The organism is Sphingomonas sp. P2_B6, from assembly GCF_056404755.1.
In genome coordinates this window covers 16762-36221 of the sequence record NZ_JBFUDK010000024.1, presented here as the reverse complement: position 1 = coordinate 36221, position 19460 = coordinate 16762, and the positions used below count along the sequence as shown (strand labels likewise).

Genomic DNA, 19460 nt, shown 5'->3' with positions numbered 1-19460 from the left:
TCGATGGCGATGCCGTTCTGGATCGGCGCGGGCGGTACGCTCGCTCTGGCGATCGTCGCTGGCGTTGGTGACCGGCGGCGCAGCCGGCGCGCCAATCTCGATTCGATCGGGCTGGTCGACTGGCCGACCGTCCAGGTTCTGGCGCTGATCGTCACCGCCATTCTGGCCAGCATCGCCGCCAATAGCTGAGCTGGAACCACCCCAAACAGTTCGTGCCGAGTAGAGATCGAGTAGGCGAAGCCGTATCGAGATCTCGTATCGAGGTACAGGTGGAGCGCGCAACGCCTGTCCCTCGATATGCCCTCTCGACAAGCTCGATGGCTACTCGGGACGAACGGGAGGGGGAGTCAGTAGAAGGCGGCCAGCGTCAGCCGCCGCTCGCGCCCGTCGCACAGCCCCAGCGTCACCGTCCGTCCCGCTTCTCCCGCCGGCCAGTCGCTCGCCGGCGGCGAGATGCCGTCGACCGAGCAGATCCGCTCTCCCGCGCGCCAGCCGGCCACCTCGCCCGGGCCGCCCTTCATCACATGCAGCACGACCAGTGCCGCGCCCTGTGCCTCGACCAGCAATCCGCTGGTCGATCGCACGGACGGCATGTCCGCCTCGGGCCCCGGGCTCAGGATCATGTGACCGGCGCCGGGATCGAGCAGCACATGATAGCGCTTGAGAAAGCCCGACCCGATCCGCCCCGCGACTCCCGTGCGGCTCGAATAGCCACCCGGCCGCTCGACATTCATCGCGACGTGCCGCGCGGCGAGCGCCCCCAGCGTCAGCTCGGGCAATATCGTCAGGTCAGTGACGACCGGGCCGGCGAGTCCATGGCTCATCGTCGTGGTGACGAGCGGCGCCAGCGCGCCATGCGGCCGCCAGGCATCGCCCGAGACGGTGATCGCGCCGCCGTCCCCGGTGTCGATCACCAGCGGCCGCACGCGGACACCGTGAAGCTCCATCTCGGTGAGGTAGAAGCTCAGGTCCGTACCCGCGCGCAGCGGTGCGGTCGCCCCGGGAAAGGGCATGCGGCCCGATTGCAGCAGCCGGAACCGCCTTCCCGGATAGTCCAGGTCGAGCGCATAACCACCGACCAGGTCGATGCCCGCCAGCATCTCGACCGGCTCGCCACCGGTCGCCGCCTGAACCAGGTCGAGCACCGCCACCTTGCCGCCAGTGCGGCGCAGCCCGCCCAGCGTGACCGACGCGGCATCGGCCCATTCGATCCCCACCGCGCCGCCGATCGCGGCGGCGCTGCGCTCGCCCCGGGTCCTCAGCTTCATGCGGCGCGCATAGGCCCGCGAGATGGTGGTGACGCTGACGGCGGTATCGAGCATCGCCGTCACCGGCCTGCCGTCGAGCTCCAGCGTGAAGCGGATCTGGTCCTGCGGCGTCAGCTCGAACGGCACCCACCGCGCCTCGGTGTCGCTGGCAAGCGCGAACACAGGCGCTGGTACGGGCTGCTGCGCGACCGCGGGCATCGCCAGGAAGGACAGGAGGAGACCGGCCAGGATGCGCATCGGTCCCATGATAGCCAAGGTCCGCGCTCAGCCGGAGTCGGAAGGCGTCAGAGACATGCCTCGAGATAGGCCTGGTCGAAGCCGAACTGCCGTGCCTTTTCCAGCGTGTAGGGGCGCAGCCCCATCGAGCGATATTCGCCGATGATCTTCCCGTCGGCGCTCTCGTCGAGATATTCGAACTTGAACAGCTCCTGGGTGACGATCACCGGGCCTTCCATGCCGATCACTTCGGTCACGTTGGTCACGCGGCGCGAGCCGTCGCGCAGGCGCTTCACCTGGATGATCATCTCGACCGAATCGGCGATCTGGCGGCTGATCGCCTCCTTCGGCACCTTGATGTCCGACATCATCACCATGTTCTCCATACGGGCGAGCGCCTCGCGCGGGGAGTTGGCGTGGAGCGTGCACATCGAGCCGTCATGACCGGTGTTCATGGCGGCGAGCATGTCGAAACACTCGCTGCCGCGGATTTCGCCGAGGATGATGCGGTCGGGGCGCATACGCAGGGCGTTCTTCACGAGATCGCGGATGCTGATCTCGCCCTGGCCCTCCAGGTTGGCCGGGCGGGTTTCCAGCGGCAGCCAGTGCGGCTGCTGCAGTCGGAGTTCGGCCGCGTCCTCGATCGTCAGCACGCGCTCGCCTGGGTCGATCATCTTCGACAGGGCGTTGAGCATCGTGGTCTTGCCCGAACCGGTACCGCCGGAGATCACCACGTTGAAGCGGCACGCGCCGGCGATCTTCAGCGCGGTCGCCATTTTCGGGCTCATCGATCCGAAGCCCGCCATCATGTCGAGCGTGATCGGCTTGGCGGAGAATTTACGAATCGAGATCGCGGTGCCGCGCAGGCTCAGCGGCGGCACGATCACGTTGACGCGGGATCCGTCCTTTAGGCGGGCGTCGGCGAGCGGGGTGGTCTGGTCGACGCGGCGGCCGACCGAGTTGCAGATGCGCTGCGCGATCTGGAACAGATGCTCCTCGTCGCGGAACTGGATATGCGCCAGCTCCAGCTTGCCCTTGCGTTCGACAAAGGTCTGTTCGGGGCCGTTGACCATGATGTCCGACACGTTCGGATCGGCCAGCAATTCCTCGAGCGGGCCAAGGCCGAGCAGTTCGTCGACCAGCACCTTTTCCAGCGCGAACTGCTCGCGGCGGTTGAGCGTCAGCTTCAGCTCGGCAAGCACTTCGCCGATGATCGGGCGGAATTCCTCGGCCAGCTCGTCCTTGTTCAAGGTAGCGGCGGCTTCGGGATCGACTCGCTCGAGCAGGCGGGGAAGGACCTGTTCCTTGATCTTGTGGACCGAGGCTTCGAAGCCCTCGACCTTGCTGCTGCCGGCCTCGCCCGAGGCATTTTGCCGATCGGCCAGCCGCGCCAGCGCTTCCGCGTTAGCGGGGTTGCCGCCGTCATTGCTGCCCGGCAGCGGCATTTTCGGGATCGGCGGGAATTGCTCGCCGCCGCTGTCCACCTCGCGCGGCACCGCGGCGCCCTGCATCGGGCGCGCGACACCGAATGCCGGACGGCTTCCGGGTCCATTGGCTAACCCGGGACGACGTCCAAATGCACTCATGCCGATAGATTCCTCATGGTCGGGGACGGGCCTAGCGCCCAAGGCTTGATAATTGACTAACCACATTGGGTGTCGCCGCGCCTGCTCCGCCGCTCTTGAGGAGGTACGAGCCAGAACCGAGCCAGGCTGCTATGTCATGGATGGACTCGGAGGGACGGGGATGCGCCGCATAACGCCATTGATGTGTCTGCTGGCCCTGGGCGCGGGCAATGCGTCGGCCCGAGCGCCGGATCCGGATGGCCTGCCGGCCTGGCTCGCCGGCTGCTGGATTCAGCAGGAAGGGCAGGCATGGACGGAGGAATGCTGGACCGCGCCCCGCGCCGGCATGATGCTTGGTTCGGGGCGAAGCGGGGTGGGGGAACGGCTCCGATCCTGGGAGGCGACCCAGATCCTGCCCGACGCGGCGGGCAAGCCAGTGTTCTGGGCTTCACCTCAGGGCGGGCAACGCGTCGCGTTCCCGCTCGCCTCCCGCACCGCGAGCGAGATGGTGTTCGCCAATCCGGCGCATGATTACCCGCAGCGCATCCGCTATTGGCGGGACGGCGCCACGCTCAACGCGGAGATTTCAATGCTGGACGGCAGCAAGCCGATGCGCTGGCACTTCAGCGCAATGCGCTAGTTATTCGGCGCGCTCGGCGAGCACGGTCAGGCCGGCCGAGCTGACCTCCGCAAAGCCGCCTTCGATCGCAATCGTCTCGGGCTCGCCCTTTTCGGTGCGATAGATCGACAGCGCGCCGTCGCGGATCGTCGACATGACGGGCGCATGGCCTTCGAGCACACCGAAATCGCCCTCGGAACCGGGGACGACGACCATGTACACGTCCTCGGAGCGGACGAGCTTTTCGGGAGTGACGAGTTCGAAGTGCAGCATTTCGTTTCTCACTCCCCTCCCGCTTGCGGGAGGGGTTGGGGGTGGGCACCCGGTCAATCACGGGCGGTGCGTCCAGCTTAGGCCGGGCGCCCAACCCTCGGTCCCCTCCCGCGAGCGGGAGGGGAGGAAGTCTTACGCGTCCTGCGCCATCTTCTCGGCCTTGGCGATCGCTTCTTCGATGCCGCCGACCATGTAGAATGCGCTCTCGGGCAGGTGATCATATTCACCGTCGACCACGGCCTTGAAGCTCTTCACCGTGTCCTCGAGCTGCACGAACTTGCCCGGGATGCCGGTGAACACCTCGGCGACGTGGAACGGCTGCGACAGGAAGCGCTGGATCTTGCGCGCACGCGACACGGTCAGGCGATCGTCTTCCGACAGCTCGTCCATGCCGAGAATGGCGATGATGTCCTGCAGCGACTTGTACTTCTGCAGCGTCGACTGGACGGCGCGGGCAGTCTCGTAATGCTCCTGGCCGACGACGCGCGGCTCGAGCACGCGCGAGGTGGAGTCGAGCGGATCGACCGCCGGGTAGATGCCCAGCTCCGAGATCGCGCGGTTGAGCACGGTCGTCGCGTCCAAGTGAGCGAAGGACGTTGCCGGCGCCGGATCGGTAAGATCGTCGGCAGGCACGTAGATCGCCTGCACCGAGGTGATCGAACCCTTGTTGGTCGAGGTGATGCGCTCCTGCAGCGCGCCCATGTCGGTCGACAGGGTCGGCTGATAGCCCACGGCCGACGGAATGCGGCCGAGCAGCGCCGACACTTCCGAACCCGCCTGAGTGAAGCGGAAGATGTTGTCGACGAAGAACAGCACGTCCTGGCCTTCGACGTCGCGGAAATATTCGGCGATCGTCAGGCCCGACAGCGCGACGCGCGCGCGGGCGCCCGGCGGCTCGTTCATCTGGCCATAGACCAGCGCGACCTTCGAACCCTCGGACTGCGGATTGCCGTCGGCATCCTTGGCGATGACGCCTGCGTCGAGGAACTCGTGGTACAGATCGTTGCCCTCACGGGTACGCTCGCCGACGCCGGCGAACACCGAGGTGCCGCCGTGCCCCTTGGCGATGTTGTTGATCAGTTCCTGGATCAGCACGGTCTTGCCCACGCCGGCGCCGCCGAACAGGCCGATCTTGCCGCCCTTCGCGTACGGGGCGAGCAGGTCGATGACCTTGATGCCGGTGACCAGAATGGCGCTCTCGGTCGACTGGTCGACGAACAAAGGTGCCGATGCGTGGATCGGGGCCGTCTCGGTGTGGCCGACCGGGCCACGCTCGTCGATCGGCTCGCCGATGACGTTGAGGATGCGGCCGAGCGTTTTCGGGCCGACCGGCACGCGGATCTGCGAACCGGTATCGGTGACGGTCTGGCCGCGGGTCAGGCCCTCGGTCGCGTCCATCGCGATGGTGCGGACGGTGTTCTCGCCGAGATGCTGCGCGACTTCGAGCACGAGGCGGTTGCCGTTATTGTCGGTCTCGAGCGCCGAAAGGATCGCCGGCAGGCTGCCCTGCGGGAAGGCGACGTCGACGACGGCGCCGATGACCTGGCTGATGCGGCCGACATTGTTGGTCGTCGCGACCGGCGCGGTGGCCGTGGTCTCGGGAGCGGCTGCCTTGGTCGCGCGCGGCTTGCGGGCAGGCTTCTCGGTGGTCGGGGCTGCGGTTGCCATCGTTCTTTCCTTGCTTCGAACTGCTTAGAGCGCTTCGGCGCCAGAGATGATTTCGACCAGTTCCGTGGTGATCGCGGCCTGGCGGGTGCGGTTGTACTGGATCGTGAGCTTGTTGATCATGTCGCCGGCATTGCGCGTGGCATTGTCCATCGCGGTCATGCGGCTGCCCTGCTCCGACGCGGCGTTCTCGAGCAGCGCGCGGAACACCTGGATCGCGACGTTGCGCGGCAGCAGGTCGGCCAGGATCGATTCCTCGTCGGGTTCGTACTCGACCGCGGCACCGCCATCGTCGACCGGGGCCGCATTGACGTCAATCGCGACCGGGATGATCTGGCGGCCGATCGGCTCCTGCACCAGCGCCGACTGGAAGCGGGCGTAGAACAGGTGAGCGACATCGAACTCGCCCGCCTCGAAGCGCGCGATCACGTCATCGGCCACTGCACGGGCATCGGCGAACGCGACCCGCTTGATATGGCCCATCTCATGATCGGCAACGACCAGGTTCGGGTAGAAGCGCTTCAGCACGCGGCCCTTCTTGCCGGCGATGTAGATCTTCACCGTCTTGCCGGCGGCGACCAGTTCCTCGATCTTGCGGCGGGCCGCACGGACGATGTTGGTGTTGAACGCGCCTGCCAGGCCACGCTCGCTGGTCGCGACGATCAGCAGATGGACCTGGTCCTTGCCGGTGCCGGCGAGCAGCTTCGGAGAGGATTCGCTGACGCTCACCTTGGCGGCGAGACTCGCCATCACCTTTTCCAGCCGCTCGGCATAAGGGCGGCCGGCGACGGCCGCTTCCTGCGCACGGCGCAGCTTCGCGGCGGCGACCATCTTCATCGCCTTGGTGATCTTCTGCGTCGACTTCACCGAGCCGATGCGGATCTTGAGGGCCTTCAGAGATGCCATCTTGGTCCTTCTTGTGCTCCCGCAAGGGCGGGAGCCCAGACTGGGTCCCCGCCTTCGCGGGGACACAAGTTAGTGATTACGCAAACGTCTTCGCGAACGCGTCGAGCGCAGCCTTGAGCTTGCCCTTGGCTTCGTCACCCAGATCCTTGGTGTCGCGGATCAGGCCGAGCACATCGGCATGGTTCGCGCGCAGATCGGCGAGCATCGCGGCTTCGTAACGCACCACGTCCTGCACCGCGACGGTATCCAGATAACCCTGGGTGCCGGCGAAGATCGACGCCGTCTGCTCCTCGAAGGGCAGCGGGCTGAACTGGGGCTGCTTGAGCAGCTCGGTCAGGCGCGCGCCGCGGTTGAGCAGCTTCTGGGTCGAGGCGTCGAGGTCCGAACCGAACTGAGCGAAGGCGGCCATCTCGCGATACTGCGCCAGCTCCAGCTTGATCGAGCCCGAGACCTTCTTCATCGCCTTGGTCTGCGCGGCGGAACCGACGCGGCTGACCGACAGGCCGACGTTGATCGCGGGGCGGATGCCGGCGAAGAACAGGTCGGTTTCGAGGAAGATCTGGCCGTCGGTGATCGAGATCACGTTGGTTGGGATGTACGCCGACACGTCGCCGGCCTGGGTCTCGATGATCGGCAGCGCGGTCAGCGAGCCCGAGCCATTGTCCTTGTTCATCTTCGCGGCGCGCTCGAGCAGGCGCGAGTGGAGATAGAACACGTCGCCGGGATAGGCTTCGCGGCCCGGCGGGCGGCGCAGCAGCAGCGACATCTGGCGGTACGCGACGGCCTGCTTCGACAGATCGTCGAACACGATCAGCGCGTGCATGCCGTTGTCACGGAAATACTCGCCCATCGCGGTGCCGGTATAGGGCGCGAGGAACTGCAGCGGGGCAGGGTCGGACGCGGTCGCGGCGACGACGATGGAATAGTCCATCGCGCCATTCTCGGTCAGCGTGCGGACGAGCTGCGCGACGGTCGAGCGCTTCTGGCCGACCGCGACATAGATGCAATAGAGCTTCTTCGACTCGTCGTCGCCGGCGTGGTCGTTCTTCTGGTTGATGAAGGTGTCGATCGCGACGGCGGACTTGCCGGTCTGGCGATCGCCGATGATCAGCTCGCGCTGGCCACGGCCGACGGGGACGAGGGCGTCGATCGCCTTCAGGCCGGTCTGGACGGGCTCATGCACCGAGGTGCGCGGGATGATGCCCGGCGCCTTCACTTCGACGCGGCTGCGCTGGTCGGAAACGATCGGGCCCTTGCCGTCGATCGGGTTGCCGAGGCCATCGACCACGCGGCCGAGCAGGCCCTTGCCGATCGGAACGTCCACGATCGTGCCGGTCCGCTTGACGACGTCGCCTTCCTTGATCTCCGAGTCGGACCCGAAGATCACGACGCCGACATTGTCGGCCTCGAGGTTGAGCGCCATGCCCTGCACGCCGTTCGAGAATTCGACCATCTCGCCGGCCTGGACATTGTCCAGCCCGTGAATGCGCGCGATGCCGTCGCCGACCGACAGCACCTGGCCGGTTTCGGAGACCTGGGCCTCGGTACCGAACGAAGCGATCTGGTCCTTGATGACCTTCGAGATTTCAGCGGCGCGGATATCCATTGTCAGCCTTTCCCAACAGCTAAGAGCTGTCAGCCTTTCATTGCGTGCGCGAGAGTGTTGAGACGGGTCTTGATCGAGCTATCGATCATCTGCGAGCCGATCTTCACGACCAGCCCGCCAAGCAGGGCGGGATCGACCGACAGGTCGACCGCGACGTCGCGGCCGATGCGGGTGCGAAGCTGCTGCTTCAGCGCATCGATCTGGGCGTCGGAAAGCGGATGCGCCGAGGTCACTTCGGCCGTGGTCTCACCGCGATGGTTGGCGGCAAGCATGCGGAACGCGCGGATGATCGCGGGCAGCTGCGCCAGACGGCGATTGTCGGCGAGCACGCCGAGGAAATTCCTCGTGGTGCCATCGACGCCCAGCGCGGTCGCCGTGGCGGCAACGGCCCTGGCGGCGTCCTGGCGGCTCACCAGCGGGCTGGCGACCAGCCGGGCGAACTCGTCCGACTGCTCCAGCGCGGCGCGCACATTGCCCAGGCTCGCCTCGACTGCGTCGATCGTCTTTGAATCGCGGGCAAGCTCGAACAGCGCGGTGGCATAGCGACCGCTTAAGCTTGCTTGAATACCGCCGGATGTCTCCACGCGATCGAAATCCTCGTTTGGAACTGTTTGCGACCCATACGAAAAGGGAGGCCGGAATCGGCCCCCCTGATGGGTCGCCGCGCGGTTAGCATCGGGTTACGCGGGATGCAACCCGAGTCCGACCTGCCCCCTTGAGCCTCGCTATATAATATAGGTGCCGTTTCATCGTGCGCGCCATTGCCCGTGCGGGCACGATTTCCTGCACGTCACGATTTTTCCCCAATTTCACATAACCGCAACAACCAGTTAACCATGCGTTTGGGTCTTGCCCCCATAGCCGGGGCCATGCCTCGCCCAGACATCGCCGCCGCCCTTTCCGCTTTCAAGCAAATCGCCGCGCGGTGGGATGTCGGTGGCGGCAGCATCCGCTCCCAGCTTCGCCGTATCGTCTGGAGCCTGCTCGGCATCCAGGCGCTGCTGGCCATCGCGCTCATCGGCACCACGTTCAGCACCAGCCACGGCGTGCGGTCGCTCGTGCTCGACCGGCTCGATCCGATCGGTGAGCTCCAGCGCGTCAATGACAGCTATGTCGCCGCCCTGCTCACCGCGCAAAAGGTGCAGAGCGGCAATCTCTCGGCCGACAGCGCGATCAGCGCGATCGAGGAAGCGCGCGCTACCATCCGCAGCAACTGGCGCTCCTTTTCGAGGCAGGCACTCGATGACCGTCGCGGTGCCGCCGTCGCGCAGGTCGCCGTTGCGCGCCGGGATGCCGATGCCGCGATCGAGCGCCTGCTCGATCTGCTCCGCAGCCACCGCGTCGACCAGCTCGATTTCTTCGTCAGCGGCGCGCTCTATGCCGCGATCGATCCGCTGACGGTCGCCAGCAACGGGCTGATCGATGATCTTCGGGCGGATGCCGCGCGCGAGCGGACCGCACTCGAACGAGGCTTTGCGACGACCTATCTCATGGTCGCGTTCGTGACTCTGCTTGCCGCGCTGATCGGCTGGTGGGGCATGCGCATGCTGGCGTTGCGGATCGAACAGCCGCTCGCCGAGATCGCGGTCGCGACCGGCGGCATCACGCTCGAGCGCGACGACACGCCGATCCCCGGCCTCGACCGCACCGACGAGATCGGCGAGATCGCCCGCGCGCTGGCTTTTGCCCGCAAGCGCTCAGGCGATGCCCGGCGGCTCAGCGAGGAATCGCACCGTGCGAACGAGGCGCTGCACCGCCGCCAGGTCACCGAGCATGAAGCGCGGGCGAAACGCGCGGCCGATCTCGATGCGCTGTTCGCGGTGTTCGAGCGCGAGGCGGGCCTTGTCGTGCACGATCTCATCTCGGCCGGCCCCGCCCTGCGCGAGACGGCGAACGCCATGTCCGGCGAAGCGGGGACGACCGAGCACCATGCGCTCGCGACCGCGGCGCTGGCCAAGCAGAGTGCGTCGAGCGCCCGCACCATCGCCCAGTCCGGTGCGGCGCTCGCCGGCGCAATCGAGCGCATCAGCGACGAAGCTTATGAATCCAAGACGGGTGCGGCGCATGTGCGGGCGCGCACGCTGGAAGGTCGCGCGCATGCCGAATCGCTTGGCGTCCTGGTTGGCGAGATCGCCGGCGTGCTCGACCTCATCTCCGAAATCGCCGGGCAGACCAATCTGCTCGCGCTCAACGCGACGATCGAGGCGGCGCGCGCCGGCGATGCCGGTCGCGGCTTCGCGGTGGTCGCCGACGAGGTGAAGCTGCTGGCGCGCCAGAGTCAGGCAGCGGCGGGCCGGATCGAATCGCGCCTCGCCGCGGTCTCCCGCGCGAGCGATACGGTGCTGGAGACGATCCAGTCAGTCGATTCGCTCGCCGCCGATCTCGATCGCTCGGCCGCCAATGTCGCCGGCGCGGTCGAACAGCAGCGCGACATGACCCGCCGCATCGCCGCCGCCATCGCCGAGGTGGAAGGCGGCACCGCCGATGCGGCGACCAACATGCAGCTCCTGTACGAACGCGCCGAACGCTCGCGGCGCAGCGCCGAGAAGGTAGCGCACACCGCGGAAGCCGTCGCCGGCGGCGTCGAGACGCTGCGCAGCCGGATCAGTCGCCTGATCGACGATGTACGGGTGGCGTGAGGCGCGCTGCCGATTATTCTCGATCGGGGCTTTTCGGCATCGCTGCGATGGATAGGGTGCCGGCACCAGCTCGCACCAAGACAAGGATGACGATGAAAGCCCTGTTCCTGCTTGCCGCCGCGCTTGCCACGTCGTCCGTCAGCGCCGCCGATACGGCGGCGCCCGCCGGGTTTCGGGTCGGTGGCGTCGACTTCTCCCTGCCGCTGCCCAAGGGCTATTGCCTGCCGCAAGGCGTGCAGATCGATATCGCGCAGATGATCGCGGCGGCCGACCCCAACAGCGTCACGGATCTGACCCTGGTCCAGTGCGGCGTCACGATCGGCACGGGCGCCAACGACTATACTCTGATCAAGACGCCAACGGCGGCGCTGGCAGCGGCCGTCGATCGGCCGCAATTGCTCGCGTCGCTCGGCGCCGAGTTCGACAAGCCCGAGACCCTCAAGATGCTGCAGTCGGACGAATTCGACAGGAAGGTGTCCGAAGATGCGGGCAAGGCCATTCCGGGCAAGCCGCAATTCGCCGGCGATATCAAACCGCTCGGGCGGGACGATGTCTGCGCCTATCTGGGCGGCACCACCAAGGTCACGGGGAACGGGATCAGCTATCTCCAGGCGGTCGGAACCTGCATCACCAGCATCGGCAACCGGGTGGTCGTGGTGAATCGCTATGGCACCAAGGCCGATGACGCCGGTATCGCGGCGCTGCTGCGCGAGGCGAAGGCGGTTGCGCTGACGATCAAGGCAACCCCGCCGGCCTGATGCTTTGAGCGCAAGCCTCGGGATGTGGCGGGCATCGGCGGCGCCTATATCGGCATCATGACAGAGCCACTCGCCATCGACGCCGATATCGCCTGGGCCGCCTTCGAACGGCGCGACCGGGCCTATGACGGCCGTTTCGTCGGTGCGGTCACCTCGACCGGCATCTATTGCAAGCCGAGCTGCCCGGCGCGGCACCCGAAGCGCGAGAATGTCCTGTTCTACCGCGACGGGGCCGAGGCACGGGCGGCGGGGTTCCGCGCCTGCCTGCGCTGCACGCCCGACGAGGTCGGCCGCGACCGCGTCGCGGTGGCGCGGGCGGTCGCGCTGATCGAGGCGGACGAGGACGGCATCGGGCTCGAGGAGCTCGCCGCGCGGGTCGGCTATGCCCCGCATCATTTCCACCGCCTGTTCAAGCGCGCGACCGGGGTGACTCCCGCGGCTTATGCGCGCGGCCTCAAGGCGCAGCGCGCCGCCAAGGCACTGATCGACGAGGACAGCGTCACCCAGGCGATTTACGAGGCCGGCTATTCGGCGCCCAGCCGCTTCTACGAAGGCGGCGCCAAGCGCCTTGGCATGACGCCGAGCGCCTGGCGCAAGGGCGGGGCAGGGGTGACGATCCGCTGGACCATTGCCGATACCAGCCTCGGCCCGATGCTCGTCGCCGCGACCGACAAGGGCCTGTGCCGCGTGTCGTTCGAGGAGGGCGAGGACGCGCTGAGGGCGCGTTTCCCCAACGCCGAGATCGTGCCCGGCGGCGCGGCGCTGGCCGATCTGGCGGCGCGTGTGGTGGCGAGCGTCGAATCGCCCGATCGTCACCAGGACCTGCCGCTCGACGTGCAGGGCACCGCCTTTCAGGAAGCGGTGTGGCAGGCGCTCCGCGCCATCCCGGCCGGGGAGACGCGCAGCTATAGCGAACTTGCTGCGATCGCCGGCAATCCAAAGGCAGTCCGCGCGGCGGGCACCGCGTGCGGCCAGAACCAGGTCGCGGTGGTCATCCCGTGCCACCGCGCCCAGCGCAGCGACGGGACGCTCGGCGGCTATGCGTACGGCCTCGACCGCAAGACCGTGCTGCTCAAGCGGGAGGGCGCGGCATGAACGGCTTCGCCATCACCGGGCTCGATCCGGCGCCGTTCGTGCCGCTGTACGGCTTCAGCGATGCGGAGCTTGCCGGTCTCGGCATGGTGCGCTTGCCGGTCGATGCGAAGCCCGGCTTTCCCTGCCGCGTCTCGCTCGAGGATGCGGTGCCGGGGGAGCATGTGCTGCTGCTCAACTATGAGCATCTGCCGGTCGCCTCGCCTTATCGCCAGCGCCACGCGATCTTCGTGCGCGACGGGGCAACCGAGGCGGCGCGCTTCGAGAACGAAGTGCCCGAACAGCTCGCGATCCGCACTTTGTCGGTCCGCGCCTATGATGCGACCGGCATGATGACCGACGCCGACCTCATAGAAGGGCGCGACCTGCCGGCGCTGATCGACCGGTTCTTCGCTGATCCGGCGGTCGCCTGGCTGCACGCGCACAATGCGAAGCGCGGCTGCTTTGCCGCCAGGATCGACCGCACCTGATTTTGCGTCGGGCGGCGATGCCCGTTAGGCTCCCTCGATCATCGAGGGGGGAACTCATGGAACCGATCAGGCCCGTCACGCCGCCGAACAGCCTGGTGTGGCGCATCGTGCATTTTCCGCTGGCGCTGCTGGTCATCGGCATCGCCTTCATGATCGGGGCGGGCATGACCGCAACCCTGGTCAGCCGCGCCATCCCGCACGCCAAGAATGATTTGCTTGCGGTGCTCGTCGCGATCCTCGTCGCGGCGATCTTCATCGCTTTCTACTGCGCGTTCGTGCGGCTGGTCGAACGCCGGCCGGTCGTCGCCGAATTCGCGCTGAACGGCTGGGCGAAGGAACTCGGCGCCGGCCTGCTCGGCGGTTTCCTGCTCTTCTCGGTGGTGGTGGGCATCATCGCGGCGGCCGGCGGCTATGAAGTGATCGGCCAGCACCCCGCGGCGGTGCTGCTGCCGGTGCTCGCCATTTCGATCACCTCGGGCGTGACCGAGGAGATCATGCTGCGCGGTATCTTCTTCCGGCTGCTCGAATCCTGGCTGGGCAGCTGGATCGCGCTGATCCTGTCCGCCGCGCTGTTTGGTGCGCTGCATCTCGGCAATCCCAATGCGTCGTTGCTGGCGGGCTCCGCCATCGCGCTTGAGGCGGGCGTCATGCTTGCCGCGCTCTATATGGTGACGCGCCGGCTATGGGCGGCGATCGGATTGCATGCGGCGTGGAACCTCTCGCAGGGCGGGATCTACGGCATCGCCGTTTCGGGCTTCAGGCAGGATGGCATCCTGATCCCGCGCATCAGCGGCTCGGACCTGCTGACCGGCGGGTCCTTCGGCGCCGAGGCGTCGCTGCCGGCGGTTATCGTCTGCACTGCCTTTGGCGTGGCGCTGCTCGTGCTCGCCTATCGCCGCGACCGGATCGTGCCGCCCTTCTGGATGAGGAAGCCCTAACCGGCGGACTTGCAGGAATAGACGATCTTCTCGTTGGGATAGGGCGGCAGCAGCGTGCGGATCGCGCGCTGCTGAGTCGCCAGATTGGCCCGCCCCGCCTCGTCCGGGGTGCAGGCCTTGATCGTCACCTGCGACCTGATCTTCCGGAGCGAGTCCATCTGCGCCGCGGTCAGGAAATAGCGCTGGCTGGAATAGACTCGCGCCGCCGGGTCGAACTGCAGGATGGAGACGGTCTGTTCCTCGTCAGGCACCAGGATGCGGTCCCATTTGCTGCCATTTTCGGCATATTGAGTGCGCCCGTTCATGCAGCCCGCGCTGCCCCAGTCGATCGTCAGGTCGTCGATCGAGGAGGAGACGATCCGGCTGCGATCCGGCACCACGGTGCACACCATCTTGCCCAGCGGGGCAGTGGAGGACACCGCCGGCGCCTGGGTCGGCGCGACATCGGGCGGCAGCGTAACCTCGCCGCTCGGCCGGGTGAAGAACACCACCGCCGACGCGAGCATCAGCACCCCGCCGGCCGAAGCAGCCCAGATCGCTTCGCGCCGTTTGCGCCGCACCTCGAGCAACCCGCCTCCGCCGATCGCGAGCGCGCCCGCGACCAGCAGCACGGCGGCCAGCGCCATGATGTTCTCGCGATTCCGCTCGGCCGCGACGCGCGCATTGCCCAGCGCCTGCTCGCGCGCGACGGCGGCCTGGGCGGCGGCCTCGCGCGTTGCCGCATCGGCTTCGGCACTGGCGCGCGCATCGGCCTCGCTGTCCTGTTTCACCCGGTCGAGAATCGAGGTGCAGGGCGTGCCGACCGCGGGATAGTCCTGCCCGGCCTCGCGCAGGAACGCCGCCACCTCCGAATCGGCGATGGCGAAGCCGAAGCTCGAATCGCCTTCCTCGCCCTTGGCGAAGGACGAATTCACCCCGATCACCCGCCCGCACGGATCGAGCAAAGGCCCGCCCGAATTGCCCCGCGCGATGTTCGCGGTGTGGAGCAGCACGTCGACGCCCGACATGACGCGCCGGCCCGAGAACACGCCTTCGGACCGGATCGGCGACAAGGGATGGATATAATCGACCGCCGAGCGCGCCGTCGCGAGATCGACATTGCCGGGATAGCCGAGCGCAGTGACCGGCGCGCCTTCCTCGACCGGCCCGCTATAGAGCGCGACCGTCGGCAGCCGCGTGCCGGTGAACTCGATCAGCGCGAGATCGCGCGCGGCATCGATCGCGATGACCTTGCCCTCATAGCTCTTGGCGCCCTCCGAGGGCACCACGCCGACCACCACATTGTCGGGATAGCGCTTGGCCAGATCGACGACATGGGCATTGGTCACGATCCGGTTGGGCGTGATCGCAAAGCCGCTGCCATGGCCGAAGCCCACCACTTCGTCATCGACCACCGCGATGGTGACGATCCGCACCACCCCGCGCCCGGTGGCGGAGATGTCGTCGGCATGCGCGGGGGCTCCGGCAAGGGCGATGAGCAGCGCAAGCGCGCCGCAAAGGGTACGGCGCAGTGCGGCGGGCAAAAGGGCGATCGGCATCGCCGGCGATTCTGACATCAACCGGCGCCGGGGGACAGGGAAAACACGCGCGGCGGACGGCGTCGCGCGTGTCTCAGTTCTTCTTGTCCTGCGGTTTGGTCGAGTCGTCGCTCCTCTTGAGGGCCGCGATCGCGCCGGCGGTGTCGCCCGAGTCCAGCACCGTGATCGCCTTCTTCGCCCGATCGGCGAGGGAGCCGCCATGCGGGCTGTACGCGATCGGCTCGATAGCCACGCGCGCTTCCTTGGTCCGGCCGTCCCGCAGGAATATCTGCGCTGCCTGAAACCGCAGTTCCGGGATATGGGGCGACAGCCTGTACGCGTAGAGCAGCGCGTCCTGCGCGCTCTTGGGGGCGCCTTGCCCGGCCTGAGCGAAGCTTTCGAAATAGAGCTGCGGCGCCCAGGAATATAGCGGATCTATCTTGTTCGCGGCCAGGAACCACCGTCGCGCCGTGGTCCAGACGGCTGCATCCTTGTTCTGGGCCTTTTCGGCCAGCGCCATCTGGGCCATGCCCTTGTAGATCAACGCGTGAATGGATTTCGGATCGGCCGCCAGCGCGCGGTCGGCTGCCGCGTTCGCTGCGACGAAGTCCTTCGCGTCGAACTCGGCCTCGGCAAGGGCGTTCTGCGCGCCCGCGTCATCGGGATAAGGGGCGGCGAGTTGCCGCGCCTGTATGACGACCTCCTTGGCAAGCTGCGCGTCCACCCCGTTCTGCGACCGCATCATGACCGGCATCAGCGCCGCCTCGCCGGGGGTCAATGCTCGCACGCCGACCTCCCCGATTGGCAGCTTGCTCGCGGTGAAGGTCGCTGCGGGCAGCGTCTTCCTCGCGCCATAACCGTTGAGCTTGAGGTCGAGCGACGCAGTCGCGCCGATCAATGCCGATGCCTCCGCGGGCGTCTTTCCGCTGTTGATCGCCCCGATATACGCCGCGAGTTGCTTTGCCCGTTCTGGATCGAACATCAGGAAATGAGTCAACAACCAGGCGCGGCCGTAAAAAATCTGCGTCTGCATCCCGTCGTGATAATCTGGCCCGGCGGCTATCAACTTTTCCACCGGCAGGTCGTTCATGCGGTCGATGCCATAAGCGCGATAGGTCGGGACGGCGCCGATCACGACGCTGCCATCGTCGCGCTCCCGCGCCGTCGCGAACAGTTCGGCAAAGCCTTCGGTGAACCATTGGGGGAAGACCACATCACCCCAGTTCGAATACATCAGATGGTGAGTATATTCGTGCTGCAGCACCATCCGTGGCGTCAGAGTCCGGCCGGAATCCGAAGGACTCTGTGCCGGCACATAGGCCACAGGGCCGGAGGGCCAGCGCCGGTAATATCCGCCGACATTGGCATTCTTGTCGCCCAGCATCTTCTGCACATCGGTCATCGTCGGCAGGACGAACACCCTGACACGGGCATTCGGCCCAACTTGCCGTTCCTTGAGATTGAGCGCGACGCGGACAGCCCGGTCGAACCGCTCGAGCCGCGTCGTCATGGCCTTCACGTCGGCGGGCTTGTCGTCCGCATAGACGATGAAGTGCTCGGACGTACCCTGTTGCCACTCGGCATGGGCAATCGAAGGTGCCATGCACGCGGCAGCCACTGTCAACAGTTTGCGAAACATCGGAAATCCCCCACAGATCGTGGATGGTAACCCTGGCGACGGATGCTCGCAAGCATGCCTAGAGAAAGCTGTATGGGTCCACATCGACCACCACCCTGACCTTGCTCGGCCAGTCGAGCTTGCCCAGCCAGTCGCGGATCACGTCCTGCACGTCGAGCGCGCGCCGGGCATGGACCAGCAGGCGGAACCGGTGCCGCCCGCGCAGCATCGCCAGCGGGGCCGGGGCGGGGCCATATACTTCCATCGCCTCCAGCTTCGGCGCGGTGCGGCCGATCAGGGTCGCGATCTCCTGCGCCGCCGCCTGGTCCTCGCTCGACACCACGATCCCGGCGAAGCGCCCGAAGGGCGGCGCGCCGGCCTCGCGGCGGGATTCGGTCTCGGCTTCGTAAAAGGCGTCGGCATCGCCCGTCACCAGCGCGCGCATCACCTGCGCGTCGGGGCTGTGCGTCTGGATATAGACATGGCCCGGCTTCTCGCCGCGCCCGGCGCGCCCCGCGACCTGCATGATCTGCTGGAAGGTCCGTTCCGACGCGCGCAAATCGCCCCCGCCCAGCCCGAGATCGGCATCGATCACCCCGACCAGCGTCAGATTGGGAAAGTGATAGCCCTTGGTGACGAGCTGGGTGCCGACCACGATGTCGATATCGCCCGCCTCCATGCGGTGGACGAACTCCGCCGCCTTGGCCGGCGACCAGATCGTGTCCGAGGTGACGATCGCGGTCTTGGCCGCCGGAAACAGCGCGCGCACTTCATCGGCGATGCGCTCCACCCCCGGCCCGACCGCCACCAGCGTATCCTCGTTGCTGCACTCCGGGCAGGCGCGCGGCACGGGCTCGACATGCCCGCAATGGTGGCACGCCAGCCGCGCGACCAGCCGGTGCTCGACCATCCACGCCGTGCAGTTCGGACATTGGAAGCGGTGCCCGCAAGTCCGGCACAAGGTCAGCGGGGCATAGCCGCGCCGGTTGAGGAACAGCAGGGACTGCTCGCCGCGCTCGAGCCGCTCCTCGATACCCTTGACGATCGCCGGTGCGATCCAGCGGCCGCGTTCGGGCGGGTTGGCGATCAGGTCGATCGCCTCGATCGCCGGCATCTCCGCCGCGCCCCAGCGCCCGGGCAGCTTCAGCTCGGCATAGCGTCCCAGCGCGACCTGCTGCCGCGTCTCGATCGCCGGCGTGGCCGAGGCGAGGATCACCGGGCATTTCTCGAACAGCCCGCGCATCACCGCCACGTCGCGGGCGTGATAATGCACGCCCTCTTCCTGCTTGAAGCTCGTCTCATGCGCTTCGTCGACCACGATCAGGCCGAGATTGGCATAGGGCAGGAACAGCGAGGATCGCGCGCCCACCGTCACCAGCGCCTGCCCGCTGGAGATCGCGCGCCAGGCGCGCCGCCGCTGCGACTGGCGCAACCCCGAATGCCAGGCGACCGGCGCCACGCCGAAGCGCGCGGCGAAGCGCTGCAGGAACGGCTCGGTCAGCGCGATCTCGGGCAGCAGCACCAGCGTCTGCCGCCCGGCGCGGATCGCGGCGGCCACTGCTTCGAAATAGACTTCGGTCTTGCCCGATCCGGTAACGCCGTCGAGCAGGGTCGGCTGGAATGCTTCCGCCTCGACATTGGCGATCAGCACCTTGGCCGCTGCGCGCTGATCCGGCGACAGGGCTGGCACGCCATGCTCGGGATCGGGCAAAGGGAAGGGGCTGTCGATATCCACCTCGACCGCTTCGAGCGCCCCGGTCTTTACCAACCCGCGGATCACGGCGTCGGAGACGTCGGCGGCCAGCGCCAGCTCGCGGATCAGCCCCTGGCGCTCACCGATCCGCTCCAGCGCCTGCTCGCGCTGCGGCGTCAGCCGGTCGGGCACCAGTCCGGTCGCGCGATATTCGGTGACGGTCCGTCCGCCCTCCAGCGCCGAGGTCGAGGCAAGCGCCATGCGCGCGACTGAGGCGGGCGGTGCGAGATAATAATTGGCGGTCCACTCGATCAGCCGGCGCAGCGGTGCCGCCAGCGGCGGCACGGGCATCACGCCGACCAGATTGCGCAGCCGGTTGTCGCCGACTTCGGCGTCGGACGGCATGGTCTCCGGCTCCCACACCACGCCGATCAGCTGGCGCGGCCCCAAGGGCGCGACAACGATCGACCCCGGCTCGACCGTCATCCCATGCGGGACTCGGTAATCGAGCGGGCCGAGCGCTGAATTCATGACGAGGACGCGGGCGCGGGACACGGCGCCCATATGGCGGCTCGGCGGCCTCGCGCAAAGCTTCCGCATGAACCCGCTTCGGCGCT

General features: G+C 67.3%; 17 protein-coding genes. 7 read left to right on the top strand and 10 right to left on the bottom strand.

Annotated elements, in window-relative coordinates:
- Window positions 1–3: 3 nt before the first annotated feature.
- Window positions 4–189 carry a hypothetical protein gene (locus AC1DX5_RS22960; protein WP_465172176.1) on the top strand — a complete coding sequence of 62 codons (186 nt, stop codon included), beginning with the start codon at window positions 4–6 and terminating at the stop codon, window positions 187–189.
- A 158-nt stretch (window positions 190–347) separates the two neighbouring features.
- Here AC1DX5_RS22960 and AC1DX5_RS22955 read toward each other — a convergent pair whose 3' ends face one another.
- Window positions 348–1514 (bottom strand): aspartyl protease family protein, encoded by a 1167-nt coding sequence (locus AC1DX5_RS22955; protein ID WP_478017569.1) that lies wholly within the window; start codon window positions 1512–1514, stop codon window positions 348–350.
- Window positions 1515–1552: 38 nt separating this feature from the next.
- The gene (locus AC1DX5_RS22950) at window positions 1553–3070 is read right to left on the bottom strand and encodes a CpaF family protein (RefSeq protein ID WP_465172178.1); all 1518 of its coding nucleotides are present in this window, start codon (window positions 3068–3070) and stop codon (window positions 1553–1555) included.
- A 160-nt stretch (window positions 3071–3230) separates the two neighbouring features.
- On the opposite strand from AC1DX5_RS22950, the gene AC1DX5_RS22945 reads away from it, so the two are divergent.
- A complete protein-coding gene (locus tag AC1DX5_RS22945; RefSeq protein WP_478017541.1) occupies window positions 3231–3689 on the top strand; it encodes a DUF6265 family protein in 459 nt (152 codons plus the stop codon).
- Here the strand turns inward: AC1DX5_RS22945 and AC1DX5_RS22940 are convergent, their stop codons facing one another.
- The 5 genes from AC1DX5_RS22940 to AC1DX5_RS22920 form a co-directional block, all read right to left on the bottom strand.
- Window positions 3690–3941: an ATP synthase F1 subunit epsilon gene (locus tag AC1DX5_RS22940; RefSeq protein WP_465172180.1), complete on the bottom strand. Its 252-nt coding sequence runs from the start codon at window positions 3939–3941 to the stop codon at window positions 3690–3692. It abuts the gene before it with no gap.
- A gap of 132 nt (window positions 3942–4073) precedes the next feature.
- Complete coding sequence (gene atpD / locus AC1DX5_RS22935; RefSeq protein WP_465172181.1) at window positions 4074–5609, bottom strand: F0F1 ATP synthase subunit beta; 1536 nt, start codon at window positions 5607–5609, stop codon at window positions 4074–4076.
- 24 nt (window positions 5610–5633) lie between these two features.
- Window positions 5634–6512, bottom strand: a complete 879-nt coding sequence (locus tag AC1DX5_RS22930) for a F0F1 ATP synthase subunit gamma (RefSeq protein ID WP_465172182.1) — start codon at window positions 6510–6512, stop codon at window positions 5634–5636.
- A gap of 76 nt (window positions 6513–6588) precedes the next feature.
- Window positions 6589–8118, bottom strand: coding sequence for a F0F1 ATP synthase subunit alpha (gene atpA / locus AC1DX5_RS22925; RefSeq protein WP_465172183.1), 1530 nt, complete (start codon window positions 8116–8118; stop codon window positions 6589–6591).
- Between the two features lie 29 nt (window positions 8119–8147).
- Window positions 8148–8702: a F0F1 ATP synthase subunit delta gene (locus AC1DX5_RS22920; protein ID WP_478017539.1), complete on the bottom strand. Its 555-nt coding sequence runs from the start codon at window positions 8700–8702 to the stop codon at window positions 8148–8150.
- A 285-nt stretch (window positions 8703–8987) separates the two neighbouring features.
- Between AC1DX5_RS22920 and AC1DX5_RS22915 the strand changes: the two genes are divergently transcribed.
- From AC1DX5_RS22915 to AC1DX5_RS22895, 5 genes are all read left to right on the top strand, one after another.
- Window positions 8988–10757, top strand: a complete 1770-nt coding sequence (locus AC1DX5_RS22915; RefSeq protein ID WP_478017537.1) for a methyl-accepting chemotaxis protein — start codon at window positions 8988–8990, stop codon at window positions 10755–10757.
- Window positions 10758–10849: 92 nt separating this feature from the next.
- Window positions 10850–11515 (top strand): hypothetical protein, encoded by a 666-nt coding sequence (locus AC1DX5_RS22910; RefSeq protein WP_478017535.1) that lies wholly within the window; start codon window positions 10850–10852, stop codon window positions 11513–11515.
- A 57-nt stretch (window positions 11516–11572) separates the two neighbouring features.
- Window positions 11573–12610 (top strand): bifunctional DNA-binding transcriptional regulator/O6-methylguanine-DNA methyltransferase Ada, encoded by a 1038-nt coding sequence (ada, locus tag AC1DX5_RS22905; protein WP_465172187.1) that lies wholly within the window; start codon window positions 11573–11575, stop codon window positions 12608–12610.
- Entirely contained in the window at window positions 12607–13077 is a 471-nt protein-coding gene (locus tag AC1DX5_RS22900) for a DUF1203 domain-containing protein (protein WP_465172188.1), read from the top strand. The genes ada and AC1DX5_RS22900 overlap by 4 nt, the downstream gene beginning before the upstream one ends.
- A 56-nt stretch (window positions 13078–13133) precedes the next feature.
- Window positions 13134–14015 carry a lysostaphin resistance A-like protein gene (locus AC1DX5_RS22895; RefSeq protein WP_478017533.1) on the top strand — a complete coding sequence of 294 codons (882 nt, stop codon included), beginning with the start codon at window positions 13134–13136 and terminating at the stop codon, window positions 14013–14015.
- Here the strand turns inward: AC1DX5_RS22895 and AC1DX5_RS22890 are convergent.
- From AC1DX5_RS22890 to AC1DX5_RS22880, 3 genes are all read right to left on the bottom strand, one after another.
- Window positions 14012–15571 carry a S1C family serine protease gene (locus AC1DX5_RS22890; protein WP_478017531.1) on the bottom strand — a complete coding sequence of 520 codons (1560 nt, stop codon included), beginning with the start codon at window positions 15569–15571 and terminating at the stop codon, window positions 14012–14014. The genes AC1DX5_RS22895 and AC1DX5_RS22890 overlap by 4 nt on opposite strands.
- Window positions 15572–15626: 55 nt before the next feature.
- Window positions 15627–17135: a hypothetical protein gene (locus AC1DX5_RS22885; RefSeq protein ID WP_478017529.1), complete on the bottom strand. Its 1509-nt coding sequence runs from the start codon at window positions 17133–17135 to the stop codon at window positions 15627–15629.
- A gap of 94 nt (window positions 17136–17229) precedes the next feature.
- Entirely contained in the window at window positions 17230–19407 is a 2178-nt protein-coding gene (locus tag AC1DX5_RS22880) for a primosomal protein N' (RefSeq protein WP_478017527.1), read from the bottom strand.
- Window positions 19408–19460 lie beyond the last annotated feature (53 nt).